This is a genomic window from Kitasatospora sp. NPDC036993 (assembly GCF_055607525.1).
Window position 1 is genome coordinate 158054 of the sequence record NZ_JBVJRP010000018.1, and the last position, 15379, is coordinate 173432.

A 15379-nucleotide genomic window follows, 5' to 3' on the forward strand; every position below is an offset into this window, starting at 1 on the left:
CGGGTTTTCCCGGGGGCGGGCTCAAGGCGGGCCGTCCGGTGGTCCGAGAAAGACGGACATGGACAGCGACGAACGGGCCGGACGCCCCGGCGAGCCGACGGGACACGTGACGGACGGCGGCGAGGGCGCGGGTGCGGGGCACGGCCGCGGCCGGCGGGTGACGGTGTTCCTGGGGACGGTCCTGCACTTCCTGGACGATCCGTGGCTGCCGGACAAGGAGGGCCAGGACGATCCGGAGGCGTACCGCCTGTTCGATCCGGGGGCGCTGGTGGTGCGGGACGGCCTGGTGGTCTGGGCCGGTCACCAGAGCGCGTGCCCGCGGGAGTTCGTCGACCACGGGCGGGTGGTCGACCACCGCGGCCACCTGCTCGTGCCGGGCTTCGTCGACCCGCACATCCACTCCGGGCAGGTGGACTCCGTCGCCAGCCCGGGCGGACAGCTCCTGCCGTGGCTGCGGGACTACGTGTACCCGTCCGAGATGCGCTTCGCCGACCCGGAGTACGCCAGGGACGCCACCTCGTTCTTCTTCGACCGGCTGCTGGAGTGCGGCACCACCACCGCGTGCGTCTACACCACCGTCCACCCGCACGCCACCGAGGCGTTCTTCGCGGAGGCGCACCTGCGGAGGCTGCGGATGGTCTCCGGCAAGCTGCTGATGGACGACGACAACGGCGGCACGGTACCCGAGGACTACCTGGACCGGTCCGTCGAACAGGCCGAGGAGGACTGCCGCGAGCTCATCGGCCGGTGGCACCACACCGGGCGGCTGCGCTACGCCGTCTCCCCGCGGTTCGCCCTGACCTCCACCCTGGAGGCGCTCCGGATGGCCGGGCGCCTCTACCGGGAGTCCCAGGACACCGGCCGGCCGCTGTGGGTGCAGTCCCACCTCGCCGAGAACCGCGACGAGGTGGACGCGGTGATGGCGAAGTTCCGTGACACCCTGAACCCGCGCTCGTACCTCGACGTCTACGACCAGTGCGGCCTGGTGGGGCCCCGCAGCATGTGGGGCCACTCCGTGTGGATCGACGACGAGGACCGCAAGCTGCTCGCCGCCACCGGCGCCGGCGCCGCGTTCAACCCCACCTCGAACCTCTTCCTCGGCAACGGCCTGTTCGACCTGGACGACGCCGCCCTCGCCGGGGTCCGGGTGGCGCTCGGCACCGACGTGGGCGGGGGCACCAGCTACTCGATGCTCCAGACCATGAACGAGGCCTACAAGGTCGTCGCCCTGGCCAACACCTACCCCGACCGTGTCCCGGAGGAGAAGCGCAGGACCCTCACCGCCCTGCGCGCCTTCTACCTGGCCACCCTCGGCGGCGCCCGCGCGCTCCACCTCGACCGGCACATCGGCAGCTTCCGGCACGGCCGCGAGGCCGACTTCGTGGTCCTCGACTGGGCCGCCACCCCGCTCCTCAGGCGCCGCACCGAGGCGGCCCGCGACTTCCACGAACGCCTCTTCGCCCTGGCCACCCTCGGCGACGACCGCGCCGTCCGGCAGACCTACGTCCTCGGCGAGCCCGTGCTGCGGCACCGGCGGGCCTGTCACGAGGCGTCATGAACCGCTCCGGGACGGGGAGTTCGCGCGCGGTGGAGCGGGACATCACCCTGCGGGTCGACGGGGTCGCGCGCCGGCTGACCGTCGACACCCGCACGACGCTGCTGGACGCCCTGCGCGAACGGCTCGGGGTGACGAGCCCCAAGAAGGGGTGCGATCACGGGCAGTGCGGCTCGTGCACGGTGCTGTCCGGCGGCCGGCGCGTGCTGGGCTGCCTCACGCTCGCGGTCACCCAGGACGGCGCCGAGGTCGTCACCGCGGAGGGGCTCGCCGCCGGCGGCCTGCACCCGGTGCAGGCGGCGTTCGTCGACTGCGACGCGCTCCAGTGCGGCTACTGCACCCCGGGGCAGGTGGTCTCCGCGGTCGGGGTGCTCGACGAGTTCGCGAAGGGCTGGCCGAGCGCCGTCACCGGGGGCCGGGGAGCGCCGAGGCTGGACCGCGCCGAGGTGGCCGAGCGGATGAGCGGCAATCTGTGCCGCTGCGCGGCCTACGTCAACATCGTGACCGCCGTGCTGCGGGCGGCCGGGCAGGCCGGCGATCCGGGGGCTGCCGTTCCGGAGGTGGCCGGGTGAAACCGTTCGACTACCGCTCCCCCGCCGACGCCGAGGCCGCCGTGCGCGGCGTCGCCGGGGATCCGGGCGCGGTGTTCCTGGCCGGCGGGACGAACCTGGTGGACCTCCTCAAGCTGGGGGTCGTCGAACCCGCTCTGGTCGTGGACGTCACCGGTGTGCTGCCGGCCGGGGTCGAGGAGCTCGGCGGCGGCGCCCTCAGGATCGGCGCGGGTGTCGGCAACAGCGAACTCGCCGCGCACCCGAGGGTGCGCGAGTGGTTCCCGGTGCTGTCGCAGGCGCTGCTGTCGGGCGCGTCGGGGCAGTTGCGCAACATGGCCACCGTCGGCGGCAATCCGCTGCAACGCACCCGCTGCGTCTACTTCCAGGACGTCACCACGCCGTGCAACAAGCGGGAGCCGGGCTCGGGCTGTTCCGCGATCGGAGGGTGGACCCGCAACCACGCGATCCTCGGCGGGTCCGAGCACTGCGTCGCGGTCCACCCGTCCGACATGGCCGTGGCGCTGGCCGCGCTCGGGGCGCGGGTGCGGGTGCTCGGCCCGGACGGCGAGCGCACCGTCCCGTTCGTCGGCCTGCACCGGCTGCCCGGCGACACCCCCGAGCGTGACACGGTGCTCGGACACGGTGAGCTGATCACCGCGATCGACCTGCCGGCGCGGCCCGTCGCCCGCCGCTCGGCCTACCGCAAGGTCCGCGACCGCGCGTCGTACGCGTTCGCCCTGGTCAGCGTGGCCGCGGCGCTCGACGTCGAGGACGGGGTGATCGTGGACGCGCGCGTCGCGTTCGGTGGCGTCGCGCCCGTGCCGTGGCGCGCGTACCGGGCCGAGGAGGCGCTGCGCGGCTCCCCGGCGTCGGAGGCGAGCTACCTGGCCGCCGCGGACGCGGAACTCGCCGCTGCCCGGCCGGCCGCGGGGCCGGACGGCGGCAACGCGTTCAAGATCCCCCTGCTGCGCCGCACCCTCGCCGCCACCCTGCGCGGCCTGGCCGAGGAGGACACCCGATGACGTTCCCGGACGAGCCGGCCGCCGTCGGCCGCGACCTGCCCCGCCGGGACGGCGCCGTCAAGGTCCTGGGCACCGCCACCTACGCGTACGAGACCGCGCTGGACGGCCCCGCCTACCTGCACGCCGTCCAGTCCACGATCGCCCGGGGCCGCGTCACGGAGCTGGACACCGCCGCCGCCGAGGCGCTCGACGGTGTGGTCGCGGTGCTCACCCCCGGCACCGCGGAGCGGCTGGCCTCCACCGGGGACAGGGAGCTGGCGGTCCTCCAGGACGCGGAGGTCGCCTTCCGGGGCCAGGTCCTCGCGGTGGTCGTCGCCGACAGCTCCGAGGTGGCGCGGCACGCGGCGGCCCTCGTCCGGGTCGGCTACGCGCAGGTGGCGCACGACGTCGGGCTGCGGGCCGACCGCGCGGACCTGTACGCGCCGGCGACGGTGAACCCGGGCCTTCCCACCGACACCGCCCGGGGCGACGTCGACGCCGCGATGGCGGCCGCGGAGGTGACCGTCGAGGAGACGTACACCACCGCGATGTGCCACAACAACCCGCTGGAGCCGCACGCCACCACCGCCCTGTGGGACCCGGCGGGGGACGGCTTCCTCACCCTGTGGGACTCCACCCAGGGCGTGCACGCGACCCGTGCCGTGCTGGCGTCGCTGTTCGGCCTCGACGAGGCGCGGGTCCGGGTCGTCAGCCCGTACGTCGGGGGCGGGTTCGGCTCCAAGGGGCAGCCGCGGGTCAACGTGGTGCTGGCCGCGCTGGCCGCGCGTGCGCTCCCCGGCCGGCCGGTGCGGCTGGCCCTGACCCGCCGGCAGATGTTCTCCCTCACGGGCTACCGCACCCCGACCATCCAGCGGTGCCGGCTGGCCGCCGGGCGGGACGGCACGCTCACCGCCATCGCGGTCGACGTCGTCGAACAGACGTCGCGCATCAAGGAGTTCGCCGAGCAGACCGGTGTCCCGGCCCGCATGATGTACGCCTCGCCGAACCGGCGGACCACGCACCGGCTCGCCGCCCTCGACGTCCCCGTGCCGTCCTGGATGCGCGCGCCCGGCGAGTGCCCGGGCATGTTCGGCCCCGAGGTGGCCATGGACGAGCTGGCCGAGCGGCTGGGCATCGACCCGGTCGAGCTGCGGATCCGCAACGAGCCGGACGTCGACCCCGAGTCGGGCAAGCCCTTCTCCAGCCGCGACCTCGTCGGCTGCCTGCGCGAGGGCGCGGCGCGGTTCGGCTGGTCGGAGCGCGATCCGCGGCCCGGTGTGCGCCGCCGCGGCGACTGGCTGGTCGGCACGGGCGTCGCGGCCTCCACCTTCCCGGCCTTCCGCATGCCGAGGTCGACGGCGACGGTCCGGCGGGAGGGCGGGCGCTACGTCGCCGAGACCGGCGCGGCCGACCTCGGCACCGGTACCTGGACGACGCTGGCGCAGATCGCCGCGGACGCGCTCGGCGTGCCGGTGGAGCGCGTGGAGGTGCGGATCGGCGACACCGACTACCCACTGGCGTCGGTGGCCGGGGGTTCCTCGGGCATGGCGACGTGGGGCTCGGCGGTGGTCGAGGCCGCGCGTGCCCTGCGCGACAGGTACGGGAGCGAGCCGCCGGACGGGGCCGAGGCGTCCGGCTCCGTCGAGCCGGCCGACGACCGCTACGCGATGCACGCCTTCGGGGCGCAGTTCGCCGAGGCGCACGTCCACGCGGACACCGGCGAGGTGCGGGTGCCGCGCCTGCTGGGGGTGTTCGCCGCGGGGCGGATCATCAACCCCCGTACGGCGCGTTCGCAGTTCGTCGGCGGGATGACGATGGGGCTGTCCATGGCGCTGCACGAGAGCGGCGTGCTCGACCCCCGCACCGGCCACGTCGTCAACCACGACCTCGCCGACTACCACATCACGGCCAACGCGGACGTCGGCGCGGTCGAGGCGTACTGGCTCCCCGAGCACGACCCCCACGTCAACGCCATGGGGTCCAAGGGCATCGGGGAGATCGGCATCGTCGGCACGGCCGCCGCGGTGTCGAACGCGGTGTGGCACGCCTGCGGGGTACGCGTCCGGGACCTGCCGATCACGCTGGACAAGGTCCTGCGCGCGCTGGAGGAGCGGCCCGGGCGATGACCGCGGAGGGCGCCGGGGGCGCCCGGCTCAGCGCAGCACGGACTCCAGGAAGTCGCTGCCGAGGCGGGCCACGACCGAGAGGTCGAGCTGGTGGAGGACGTAGCGGCCCCGGCGCTGGGTGAGCAGCAGCCCGGCCTTCTTGAGGACGGCGAGGTGGCGGGAGACCTCGGGGGCGGTGATGCCGTAGGCGTCGGCCAGCTCGCTCGTCGAGAACGTGCCGCGGGCGAGGTTGCGGCACAGCCGCATCCGCATCGGGTGGGTCAGCGCCTCCAGGCGCAGCGTGACCGTCTCGACGGGCTCGGGGCCGCCGACCTCGTGGGTGGCGACCGGGTACTGGATGACGGGCTGCCAGCCCGCCGCGTAGATGGCGAAGAGGTGCGGCCAGCCGAAGACGCTGGGCAGCAGGGTGAGGGTTTCGCTGCGGGTCTCGGTGCGGCCGTGCACCAGCTTGTCGACGACGATGCGGCTGCCGTGCGCGTCCTCCTCCAGGCTCAGTGCCGGTGATGCCGCCGTGAGGGCCTGGGCCAGGCCCTTGCGGCGCAGCAGTTCGGTCTTGTTCCTCGCGTCGGTGGCGAGCTGGACGCGGACCCGGCGCCAGGTGTCGGCGAAGAACGCCTGGTCGCAGTCCTCCAGGAGGCGTCGGATCCACGCGCGCGTGGTGGTGGGGTCGGCGAGCGTCCGTTCGACGAACGCCGCCTGGCGCGGGCCGCGGGCGGCGGCCAGGTCGAGCGCGCGGCGCCTGGACCACGCGTCGACCAGCGGTGAGGGCAGGCCCTTGGGGTAGTGGCTGGTGCTACAGGAGATCTCCAGGGCCGCGCCGACGAACTTCTCGTCGTCCAGGCGGTCGAGGTCGTCCAGTTCCTCGGCGAGGGTCTCCCGGGGCTGGGCGGGCATCAGGAGGTCGGAGCGTGTCGAGCGCCACATGAAGTCGGCCTCGATCAGCCGGTCGGCCAGCTCCGGTTCGAGCGCGGCGGAGGTCGCCGTCGTCCACGCGTGCAGCCGGGCGTGGTGAGCGGGCTCGGCCAGCGCGTGCAGCGCGTTGCCGAGTTCGGCCAGCGGCGAGGGGCTGAAGGCGATCCGCTCGTGCGGCAGTCCGGTGATGTCGATGGTCACGCTCACCCCCCTATGGTGCCGGACCGCGCGGGGGCGCTGCCGCGTCGTTTGACCAGGGCCGTCAATCGACGGGACGTGCGGGGCGGCCGGGGGGCAGGGTGATCACGTGAACGCACTGCACCAGCACCTCTTCGACAGCTACCGCGCCGCCCAGCGCGACGAGCCCGCCCCGCCCCTGCCCGGCACCCACGACGTCGCGGTGCTGCGGGCGGCCCGCGACCACCGCCGCTTCGAGGCCGTCCTGGCCGGCCGCCCGGCCACCGGCCGCCTCCGTCTGGCCCTGCGCCGCTGGCTGCGCCCCTGCGTGTGAGCCGGTGCGTGTGAGCCGGTGCGTGTTTGCCGGGCGCACCCGCGGGGTCCGTCGCGACGGGTGCCGCCCCCGGTGCCGGGTGGGGGCACCGGGGGCGGGTGGGTGCGGGCCGTTCGGGCCGGTCACCCGTGGCGGGGCGTCACCAGACGCGGTTGACCGCGTCGCGCGCCTGGCCGAGGTACTGCTGGTAGGTGCCCAGGTGCCAGGCCGCCCAGGAGGCCCAGCCGCGGCCGGTGCCGTCGTTGTCGATCGCGTAGGCCTTGCGGGCCGACCAGCCCATGTCCTGCCAGTTCTCGGCGGTGACGACCCCGGCGTCGTGGCCGTGGACCTCGGGGTACCAGTGCTCGTTGATCTGCCAGGCGCCGAGGTCCTTGGTGCCCGGGTCGGGGTCGGTGGGCAGGTTGGTGTGGACGGCCAGGCGGTTGCAGCCCGACTCGGCCATGGCTATCGCCACGGCGTGGATCGCGTCGTCGTTGCGGCCCTCGCCGGACTTGTCCTTCGCGAAGCCCGCCCACTTGGCCTCGCGGGCGCAGGCGTCGATGCCGCTCTGGTCTCCGGCGGCGGTGGCGGTGAAGGAGGTCGAGGTGAGGCTGAGCGCCAGGACGGCGACCGAACCGGCCAGCAGGGCGCGGGTCTTGCGCAGCATGGGAGTTCTCCCTTCGGCGACGGCCCGGGGGTCGGGCCGCGTACGGGGAAGGACGCTATGCGGCGCTGGTAGACGGACGATCAACGCGACGGCCGGCCCGTCGACGCGGGGGTCTGCCGTCCCGCGCCGGAGGTGCGGGGGGCGGTCAGGACGGGTGGCCCGCGGCCGGGCGGGCGGCGGCAGCGGCGGCGCGCAGGCCCGGGGCCGGGCTGGACAGGACGGGGACGGCGGTCGTGGCCCGGCTCGCGGCGGCGGCCATGGAGGCCTGGGCCAGGACGATGACGTCCGCGTCGTCGACGGCCTCGACGGCGGTGGCGATCGCGGCCAGGTAGCCCGCCCGGTCACCGTCCTCGAAGCGCTTCCAGGCGCCGTCGGCCACGACGGCCGTCAGCGCGACCGGCCGGCCGGACCGGGCGGCCTCGTCCTCGATCAGGGCCACCGTCGGGCGCACGGTGGCGGCCAGTGCGGCGATCACCACGATGCGCGTGGCCGTCCGGTCGGCCCCGGGTGCCACGGCGACGGCCGCCGCCGCCATCGGCCGGTCGACGCGCACCACGGGCACGCCCAGCGCCGGGGCCCGGCTCTCCGCCACGCCCCCGATCGTCGAGCAGGTGCACAGCACGGCCGTGGCCCCCTCGGCGAGGGCGCCGGCCACGGCCCGGTCGATGTCCCGCGCGACGGCGTCGGGCCCGTCGGCCAGGGCCCTGGCCAGCAGGCCTTCGGACACCAGGTGCCGCAGCGGCAGGCCGGGGTGCTCGCGGTCGCGGAGCGCGTCGAAGACCGGGACGTGGACGGGCGAGGTGTGGAGCAGTGCCAGCATGCGCGCGATGGTAGCGACCGCGGCGGCCGCGCGTCCTGCCGGTTCCGGTGGCCGGCTGTCACACATCGGGGCCCTGCCCGGTCAGTCCGGTGGAACGTGGAGTGTGCCACGTTGTCACATCGCCGAGGACACCGGAGGTCTGGACGTCGTGCTGACAAGAACCCGCTGGAGCGGGGTCGTGAACCGCCTGATGGTGTTCGTGATCGCTGTGCTCACCGTCGCCGCCACCGGGGTCGGGGCGCAGCCCGCCGCCGCGGACATCGGGCCCGGCTACTGGAGGTACCTGCACACCAAGATCATCGAGGACGCCTCGTCGAACATCTCGGGCGAGAACGAGTACAAGGAGATCGTCACCGCCATCCGCCAGGCGGCGGGGCACCCGTTCGACGGTGACATCCGGGAGATCCAGGAGCACGCGGGCGGACTCATCGTCCTCGAACTCGAGGGCAACCTGAACGAGCACCGGGGCACGCTGCTCATCAACCCGCACTCGCTCTACATCGCGGGTTTCGCGACCGCCCACAACTACTACTACTACTTCAGGGACGCGGCCCCCAGCGTCGTGTCGGAGATCCGGGCCCTGGCCCTGTCGCAGCACGGCCACGCCGTCGAACTTCCCATGAACGGCACGTGGAACGAATGGGAGCAGCGGATCGCCGGGTCGGGCGTCGGGCTGCAACGGAACTTCAACGCCGCGGACTTCGGCAGCGCCGGCTGGCAGCTCTGGCGGTTCCCGCCCGGACCGGTGGAGAACCTCGACATCCCGTCCATCGCGGAGTCCATGCGCACCCTGTCCGCCGCCTACGAGCTGGGCGTGCGGTGGACCAGCTTCCGTGACGACGTCGCCCGGGCCATGGGGCGGACGACGTACGAGACGAGGACCTCGGTCTACGACGAGGGGTCCTTCGAGGTCCGCCGGGCCTGGGCACGGTGGGTCAACTGGGCGGACCGGCACGCGGTCTGGTGGCGCAACCACCGGGACGCGGCGGCCTCCACGCCGCTCCCGGAGAACATCGAGATCGGCCCGGTCAACGGGACGCTGCACACCCTGGGGGACGTCCACCGGGAGGTCCGGATGACGGTGTACCTCAAGGGGGCCCACTGAGGCACCGGCAACGGAGCCCGGCCGGAGGCGAGTTCGTCTCCGGCCGGGCTCCGTTGCTCTGCGGGGACGCCGCTACTCCCGCCCCTGGGTGTTCGTGAGGATGCGCAGCGCGGCAGCCACGTCGGAGACGGTGCGCAGCGTGCCGTTCGCGGGCCCCAGGGTGACGGGGAAGGGCAGGGCGTCGCCGCCCGCCGTGCGGTCGTTCGCCAGGAAGGGGATGTTGGGCAGGGTGTCGTTGCTGATCTTCTCCCAGTTGGCGCGCAGCTCCCTGGTGCGGTTGTCCATGACGACCGCCGAGGAGGTGTCGTTGGCGAGGGCGTCGCCCATCCGGTCGCGGAACAGGGTGTAGTGGGAGGCCTGCGCGTAGGCCGGGCTGAGGGTCAGCAGGTACTGGGCGGTCTGCGGGAGGAAGCGGTCGATGTACTCCGGTTCGGGCGAGCCGCCCAGCGAGGAGGCCGCGTCGCGGAAGGAGCGGGTGCCGATGCCGGTGGGGGCGCTCAGGCCGCCGCTGGTGGCCGCGCTGTACCAGGCGTCGAAGGATCCGGACAGGTGGGTCTGGTGGGTGCGCGCGCCGATGTTCTTCGCGTACCTCTTCATCTCCTCGACCATGGCGGGGTTGGCGTCGCTGAAGTAGTAGACGACCTCGTTGCGGGCGTGGAAGCCGGTGAGGTAGCCGCTGTGGGGGTTGAGGAACAGGGTGACGAGCCGGGCGCCCGTGTGGTCGCGGACGTCGATCCCGATGATGCCGTCGGTGTCCGCCTGGCTCAGCCGGACGTCGCCGCGGACGGTCGGGCCGGCCATCCAGTTGCGGATCTGGGTGACCACGGAGAAGTACTGGTCCCGGCCGGCGGATCCGCCGGGGTGGGCGGGGTCGTCGTCGAGTTTGTGGATGACCCAGGTCACCTTGTCGGGGGGTACGGCCGAGGTGGCCGGCGGGGTGCCGAGGGCGGTGAGGGCGAGGGCGGCGGTGAGGGCCGCGGCGGCCGGGCGTGCGGTCCGTCGTGTGGTGGGTTTCGGTTTCACACCCAACTGACAGCCCAGGGCGTGTGATTGTGACGGCTGCCGTCGGTGCGGGCGGGCCTGCCGGGGCGCCGGCCCGTCACACCGGACGGTTCTGCCCGGTCGTCCGTGTGGCCGCCGGTGGACGGTGCCTCCGGTGACCGCGCCGGGTGGGTGACCGCGTGCGGGCGCCCGGCGGGCTACCCGGCGGCGGCCGGGGCCAGGAGCGACTCCAGGGAGCCGACGTCGCCGGTCCTGGCCGCCGCGAGGAAGACCTCCAGCAGCAGTCGGTGCTCCCCCGCGTCCGCCGTCTCCCGCCGCCCGGCCGCGAGGCGGCGGCGGGCCCTGCTGGCGATCTGGCGGACGTTGACGACGCTGAGGCGCAGCATGCCGGCGATGTCGGCGTAGGTGTACTCGAAGGCCTCGCGCAGCAGGTACACCGCCCGCTCCGTGGGCGCCAGCGCCTCCAGGACCAGGAGCAGCGCGTGTTCCAGCTCCTCGGCCCGCTGCACGCCGGCCTCGGGGTCGCCGGCGGTGTCGACGGGCTCGGGCAGCCAGGGGCCGATGTGGGTCTGGCGGCGCGAGCGGGCGGACTGGGCCACGTTGATGGCCAGCCGGGTGGTGGCGCGTGACAGGAAGGCCACGGGGCTGACCACGGCCGGGCGGTCGGTCTTCTGCCAGCGCAGCCACACGTCCTGGACCACGTCCTCCGCCTCGACCGCGCTGCCCAGCATCCGGTAGGCGATGCCGAAGAGGTGCGGCCGCAGGCCCTCGAAGACGGCCGCGGCCTCGTCCAGGGTGCCGTCACCGGCGGGCGGCCGGAGGTCCGTACACGTCTCGGACCGCTCTTCGTACTGCTCTACGGACTGTTCTTCGGACTGTATTTCGGTCTCGGTCACCACGGCTCCGTTTCACCCGGCATCCGTCGATGCCCTGGTGAACACGCTGCCGTCCGGGCCCTCCCCGGGGCGCCCGGGAAATCCCCGGTCCACCCCCGGGTGTCCCCCGGGCCTTCGGTGTGCCGGCCGTCAGGGGCCGGCCAGCGCGGTGCGGAGCTTGTTGCGGGAGGTGACGTCGAGCTTGGTGAACACCTTGCCCAGGTGCCACTCCACGGTGCGCGGGCTGATGAACAGTTCGGCGCCGATCTCGGAGTTCGTCATGCCGTCGGCGGCCAGGCGGGCGATCTGCCCCTCCTGGGCGGTGAGGGCCTCGCGGACGCCCCCGGCGCCGGCCGGGCGGGGCCGTACCGTCTCGCCGGTGGCCAGGAGTTCGCGCCGCGCGCGCTCGGCGAAGGCGCGGGCGCCGAAGCGCTGGAGCATCCCGTGGGCGGTGCGCAGGTGCTCGCGCGCGTCGGCGCGCCGGTTCTCGCGGCGCAGCCACTCGCCGTACACCAGGTGGGCGCGGGCGAGGTCGACGGCGATCCGGCCGCGTCCGAGGCGCTCGACGGCCTCGCGGTAGAGCCGCTCGGCGGCCGGGCCCTCGCTCACCAGCGCCCTGGAGCGGGCCAGCACGCCCAGGGCCCAGTCGGTACCGCCGGCCTCGGCCCGTTCCTCCAGCCGGCGCAGCGACGCAGCGGCCGCCCCGGGGGCGCCGGCCCGTACGGCCGCCTCCACGTGCTCGGCCAGGGCGGACCCGACGAGCGCCAGGTCCTCGTACGCCACGGCCCGTTCGGCCTGCTCCAGGGCCTCCAGGTAGCGGCCGAGGCCGTTGTACAGGACCGCGAGGAGGTAGTGCTCGCCGCCGATCGCCCGCCCTTCGCCCCAGGTGGTCGCTTCCGCGACGCCGCCGCGGATCGTCTCCGCGGCCTGCTCGCCCTCGCCGCGCCAGGCCGCGAGCAGGAGCGAGGGGTAGCCCATCGGCGAGTGGCCGGTCGCCTCCCCGAGGGTTCCGGCCTCCTCCACGAGCGCCGCGGCGAGGTCGAAGTCGCCGGTGTGCACGGACAGGACGGCCCGGTAACCGAGCGCCAGCGGAAGGAAGTTGAGGGCGCCGCTCTCACGGGCCGACCCGACCGCCCGCTCGGTCAGCCGGTGCCACGTCTCGTCGTCCCAGATCTCGCCGGCGACCAGCCAGGTCAGCCAGAGCCAGCGCATGGCGTCGCCGCCCTCGCGTGCGGCGGCCTGCCGGAACACCCCCAGCGCGGACCTCAGCAGCGGCCCCCCGGTGGCGCAGCCGTCGGCGAACCAGGCCACCAGGCCGTCCAGGAGCAGGTCGGTGGGCCGCGCCGGGTGCGCGGCGGGCGGTGCCGTGCGGGCGGCTTCGGCGACCTCCCGCACGCCGGTGCGATCCGCCAGGCGTCCGGCGTAGACCGCCGAGCCGATGGCGTCGAGGTACGCCTCGCGGGCGTGCGCGTCGCCGGCCCGCGCCAGCCGGCCGGCCGCGTCGAGCAGCAGGGGCAGCGCCTCTCCGCCGCGCCGGCGGGCCAGGACCAACTGGGCGCGCAGCCGGGTCAGTCGGGCGTGCCGCGCCTCGTCCGGCGGGCTCAGCTCGGCGGCGGCGAGGAGTTCGAGCGCCGCGTCGGGGGATCCGGCGTCGAACGCGGCCCGGGCGGCGGCCTCGGCCCGGGCTCCGCGGCGGACGGTGTCGGGTGTCAGCTCGGTCGCCCGTCGCAGGAACGCCGCCGCCGCGGCGATCCCGCCGCGGGCCTGGGCCCGGCCGGCCGAGCGCTCCAGCTCGCCCGCCAGGGCCTCGTCGGGTTCGAGGGCCGCGTGGGCGCGGTGCCAGGCCCGGCGGTCCGAGTCGACGTCGGGATCGGTCGCCTCGGCCAGTGCCCGGTGGACGTCCCGGCGCACGGTGGGGTCGGCGGCGCGGTAGGCCGCCGAGCGCACCAGCGGGTGGCGGAACCGCACCCTCGTGCCGAACTCGACCAGTCCCGCCGCCTCGACCGCTCCGGCGGCGTCCGCGTCGATGTCGAGCCGCTCGGCGACCCGCCGCAGCAGCGGCACGTCACCCACCGGTTCCGCGGCCGCCGCCAGCAGCAGCCGCTGCGCGGCGGCCGGCAGCGATCCGATGCGCCGCAGGTAGGTCTGCTCGATCTGGCTCGCCAGCGGGCGGACGTCGGGGCGCCCGAAGCCGCCGGCCAGCTCGGCGGCGGTCAGTCCCCTGGTCAGTTCGAGCAGGGCCAGCGGGTTGCCGCGGGTCTCGGCGACGATGCGGTCCCTGACCCGTTCGTCCAGCCGCCCGGGGACCGCCGATTCCAGCAGCGCCCGCGCGTCGTCCTCGCGCAGCCCCCGGACGACGGTCTCGGGCAGCCCGCGGAAGGGGTCGCCGTCGGCGGCGGGCGCCGACGCGCGCACCGCGAACACCAAGGCCACCCGCTCGGCGAACAGTCGGCGGGCGACGAAGGCCAGGGTCTGGGCGGAGACCCGGTCGAGCCACTGGGCGTCGTCCACGACGCAGACCAGCGGCCGCTCCTCCGCGGCCTCGGCCAGCAGGCTGAGCACCGCCAGGCCGACCAGGAAGCGGTCCGGCGCGCTGCCCGCGCTCAGCCCGAACGCGACGGACAGGGCGTCGCGCTGGGGGCCGGGGATGCGGCCGAGGTGGCCCATCAGGGGCACGCACAGCTGGTGCAGTCCGGCGAACGCCAGCTCCATCTCGGACTCGACGCCGACGGCCCGCAGGATCCGGCACCCCGCCGCGCCGCCCACCAGGTACTCCAGCAGGGCGGACTTGCCGACTCCGGGCTCGCCGCGCAGCACGAGCACCTGGCCCCGGCCGGTGCGGGCGCCGGCGATCACCTGGTCCAGCGCTCCGCATTCGCCCCGCCGGCCGCGCAACCCGCGTGGCCCGTACGGCCCGTGCGGCTCGCGCCGAGGGGCGCCGCCCGCCATCCACCACCGCCATGCAGTCCAAGGTTCGACCCTGATCGGCTCAGGCCGCCCTCATCATGCATCAGCTCGCGTGGACGAACAACCGGTGCGCTCGTCCCCTTGCGGGACGGGCGCGGTGAGGTGCCGTCACCACGGCGGGGGCGCGGTCGACGGCGCCGGTTCGCCGGCCGGGTGCGGGTGTCCTGCGTGGTGGTCCGACACTGTCGTGTACCTTCCGTCCGTCGCCGGGTGGTCGGGCGGGGTGCTTCTCCCCCGCCCTTCGGCAGTGTTGACCGGACACCGTGTGGATGTGTGACACGTACGGGGCGTCGCGGGTGTCGGAGGAGCGCGACGCGTGGTGCCGCTGCGCCCGGACGGCGTGGCACGGCACGCCGGCGGCCGTCACGCTCGCTCCGTAGGCCGTCCGGGCGAGGACGGGAGGAGTTCGGGATTCTTCCGGCCTGCCGTCACAACCACGGCGGCAGAGCGGTCTTTACCTGGTGAGGCCCCGGCACCGAACCTCCCGAGAGGATCCCCACCATGAAGGTCGTAGTCATCGGCGGCACCGGACTGATCGGATCGAAGCTGGTCGCCTGGCTCGGCGCCCACGGCCACGAGGCGGTGCCGGCCTCGCCGGGGACCGGCGTCGACACGCTGACCGGTGCGGGCCTCGCCGAGGCGCTCAGGGGCGCCCGGGTCGTCGTCGACGTGTCCAACTCCCCCTCGTTCGCGGACGACGCCGTGATGGAGTTCTTCCGCACCTCGACGGCCAACCTGCTCAAGGCCGGGGCCGACGCCGGTGTCGCCCACCACGTCGCCCTGTCGGTGGTCGGCACCGGACGCCTCCAGGCGAGCAGCTACTTCCGGGCCAAGCAGGCGCAGGAGGAGCTGATCGAGGCGTCCGGGCTGCCCTACTCCATCGTGCACGCCACGCAGTTCTTCGAGTTCGTGAAGGGGATCGCCGCCGAGGCCACCGACGGCGACATTGTGCGCCTGGCCCCGGCCGGGATCCGTCCCGTCCTCTCGGACGACGTGGCCGCCGCCGTGGGCCGTACGGCCGTCGGCTCCCCCGTCGGCGGCGTGGTCGAGGTGGCCGGTCCCGACACCTTCCGGCTGGACGAGCTCGTCCGCGAGGCCCTGGCCGCCGAGGACGACCCGCGCACCGTGGCGACCGATCCGCACGCCGGGTACTTCGGCGCCGAGCTGCGGGAGAGCACACTGCTGCCCGGCCCGGGAGCGCACATCGCCGGGACCCGCTTCGCCGACTGGCTCGCCCGGCAGCGGGCGTGAGCGGCCCCTGCCCCCTGGCCTCTGCCCCTCCGCCCCCTCCTGTCCCGCCGGTGCCGC

The 15379-nt window shown here is 74.8% G+C and carries 12 protein-coding genes and 1 pseudogene; 7 read left to right on the forward strand and 6 right to left on the reverse strand.

The window, feature by feature from the left end; genetic code table 11:
* Positions 1-58: 58 nt before the first annotated feature.
* From guaD to ACZ7C5_RS31215, 4 genes are read left to right on the forward strand one after another with little or no spacing between them, the layout of a single operon-like run.
* Positions 59-1558 (forward strand): guanine deaminase, encoded by a 1500-nt coding sequence (gene guaD / locus ACZ7C5_RS31200; RefSeq protein ID WP_470323954.1) that lies wholly within the window; start codon positions 59-61, stop codon positions 1556-1558.
* Positions 1555-2127 carry a (2Fe-2S)-binding protein gene (locus ACZ7C5_RS31205; protein WP_401092308.1) on the forward strand — a complete coding sequence of 191 codons (573 nt, stop codon included), beginning with the start codon at positions 1555-1557 and terminating at the stop codon, positions 2125-2127. Before guaD ends, ACZ7C5_RS31205 begins: the two co-directional genes overlap by 4 nt.
* Complete coding sequence (locus tag ACZ7C5_RS31210) at positions 2124-3128, forward strand: FAD binding domain-containing protein (RefSeq protein WP_401092309.1); 1005 nt, start codon at positions 2124-2126, stop codon at positions 3126-3128. Before ACZ7C5_RS31205 ends, ACZ7C5_RS31210 begins: the two co-directional genes overlap by 4 nt.
* Entirely contained in the window at positions 3125-5233 is a 2109-nt protein-coding gene (locus tag ACZ7C5_RS31215) for a xanthine dehydrogenase family protein molybdopterin-binding subunit (protein ID WP_470323955.1), read from the forward strand. Before ACZ7C5_RS31210 ends, ACZ7C5_RS31215 begins: the two co-directional genes overlap by 4 nt.
* Before the next feature lie 27 nt (positions 5234-5260).
* Here the strand turns inward: ACZ7C5_RS31215 and ACZ7C5_RS31220 are convergent, their stop codons facing one another.
* Positions 5261-6346: a DUF5937 family protein gene (locus ACZ7C5_RS31220; protein ID WP_470323970.1), complete on the reverse strand. Its 1086-nt coding sequence runs from the start codon at positions 6344-6346 to the stop codon at positions 5261-5263.
* Positions 6347-6452: 106 nt separating this feature from the next.
* Here ACZ7C5_RS31220 and ACZ7C5_RS31225 point away from each other — a divergent pair, with 106 nt between their 5' ends.
* Positions 6453-6656, forward strand: a complete 204-nt coding sequence (locus ACZ7C5_RS31225; RefSeq protein WP_188301537.1) for a hypothetical protein — start codon at positions 6453-6455, stop codon at positions 6654-6656.
* A 139-nt stretch (positions 6657-6795) separates the two neighbouring features.
* Here ACZ7C5_RS31225 and ACZ7C5_RS31230 read toward each other — a convergent pair whose 3' ends face one another.
* Positions 6796-7302, reverse strand: coding sequence for a transglycosylase SLT domain-containing protein (locus ACZ7C5_RS31230; protein ID WP_188301538.1), 507 nt, complete (start codon positions 7300-7302; stop codon positions 6796-6798).
* Between the two features lie 145 nt (positions 7303-7447).
* Complete coding sequence (locus tag ACZ7C5_RS31235) at positions 7448-8122, reverse strand: arylsulfatase (RefSeq protein WP_470323956.1); 675 nt, start codon at positions 8120-8122, stop codon at positions 7448-7450.
* 178 nt (positions 8123-8300) lie between these two features.
* Here ACZ7C5_RS31235 and ACZ7C5_RS31240 point away from each other — a divergent pair, with 178 nt between their 5' ends.
* Positions 8301-9227 (forward strand): hypothetical protein, encoded by a 927-nt coding sequence (locus tag ACZ7C5_RS31240; RefSeq protein ID WP_401092312.1) that lies wholly within the window; start codon positions 8301-8303, stop codon positions 9225-9227.
* 72 nt (positions 9228-9299) lie between these two features.
* Here ACZ7C5_RS31240 and ACZ7C5_RS31245 read toward each other — a convergent pair whose 3' ends face one another.
* The 3 genes and pseudogenes from ACZ7C5_RS31245 to ACZ7C5_RS31255 all read right to left on the reverse strand — a co-directional run bounded on the left by ACZ7C5_RS31245 (position 9300) and on the right by ACZ7C5_RS31255 (position 14053).
* A complete protein-coding gene (locus tag ACZ7C5_RS31245; protein ID WP_470323957.1) occupies positions 9300-10250 on the reverse strand; it encodes a ribosome-inactivating family protein in 951 nt (316 codons plus the stop codon).
* Positions 10251-10435: 185 nt separating this feature from the next.
* A pseudogene (locus tag ACZ7C5_RS31250) lies at positions 10436-11023 on the reverse strand (sigma-70 family RNA polymerase sigma factor); the annotation flags it as partial.
* A 231-nt stretch (positions 11024-11254) separates the two neighbouring features.
* Entirely contained in the window at positions 11255-14053 is a 2799-nt protein-coding gene (locus ACZ7C5_RS31255; protein WP_470323958.1) for a helix-turn-helix transcriptional regulator, read from the reverse strand.
* 519 nt (positions 14054-14572) lie between these two features.
* On the opposite strand from ACZ7C5_RS31255, the gene ACZ7C5_RS31260 reads away from it, so the two are divergent.
* Positions 14573-15322, forward strand: coding sequence for an SDR family oxidoreductase (locus ACZ7C5_RS31260; protein ID WP_470323959.1), 750 nt, complete (start codon positions 14573-14575; stop codon positions 15320-15322).
* Positions 15323-15379: the final 57 nt, after the last annotated feature.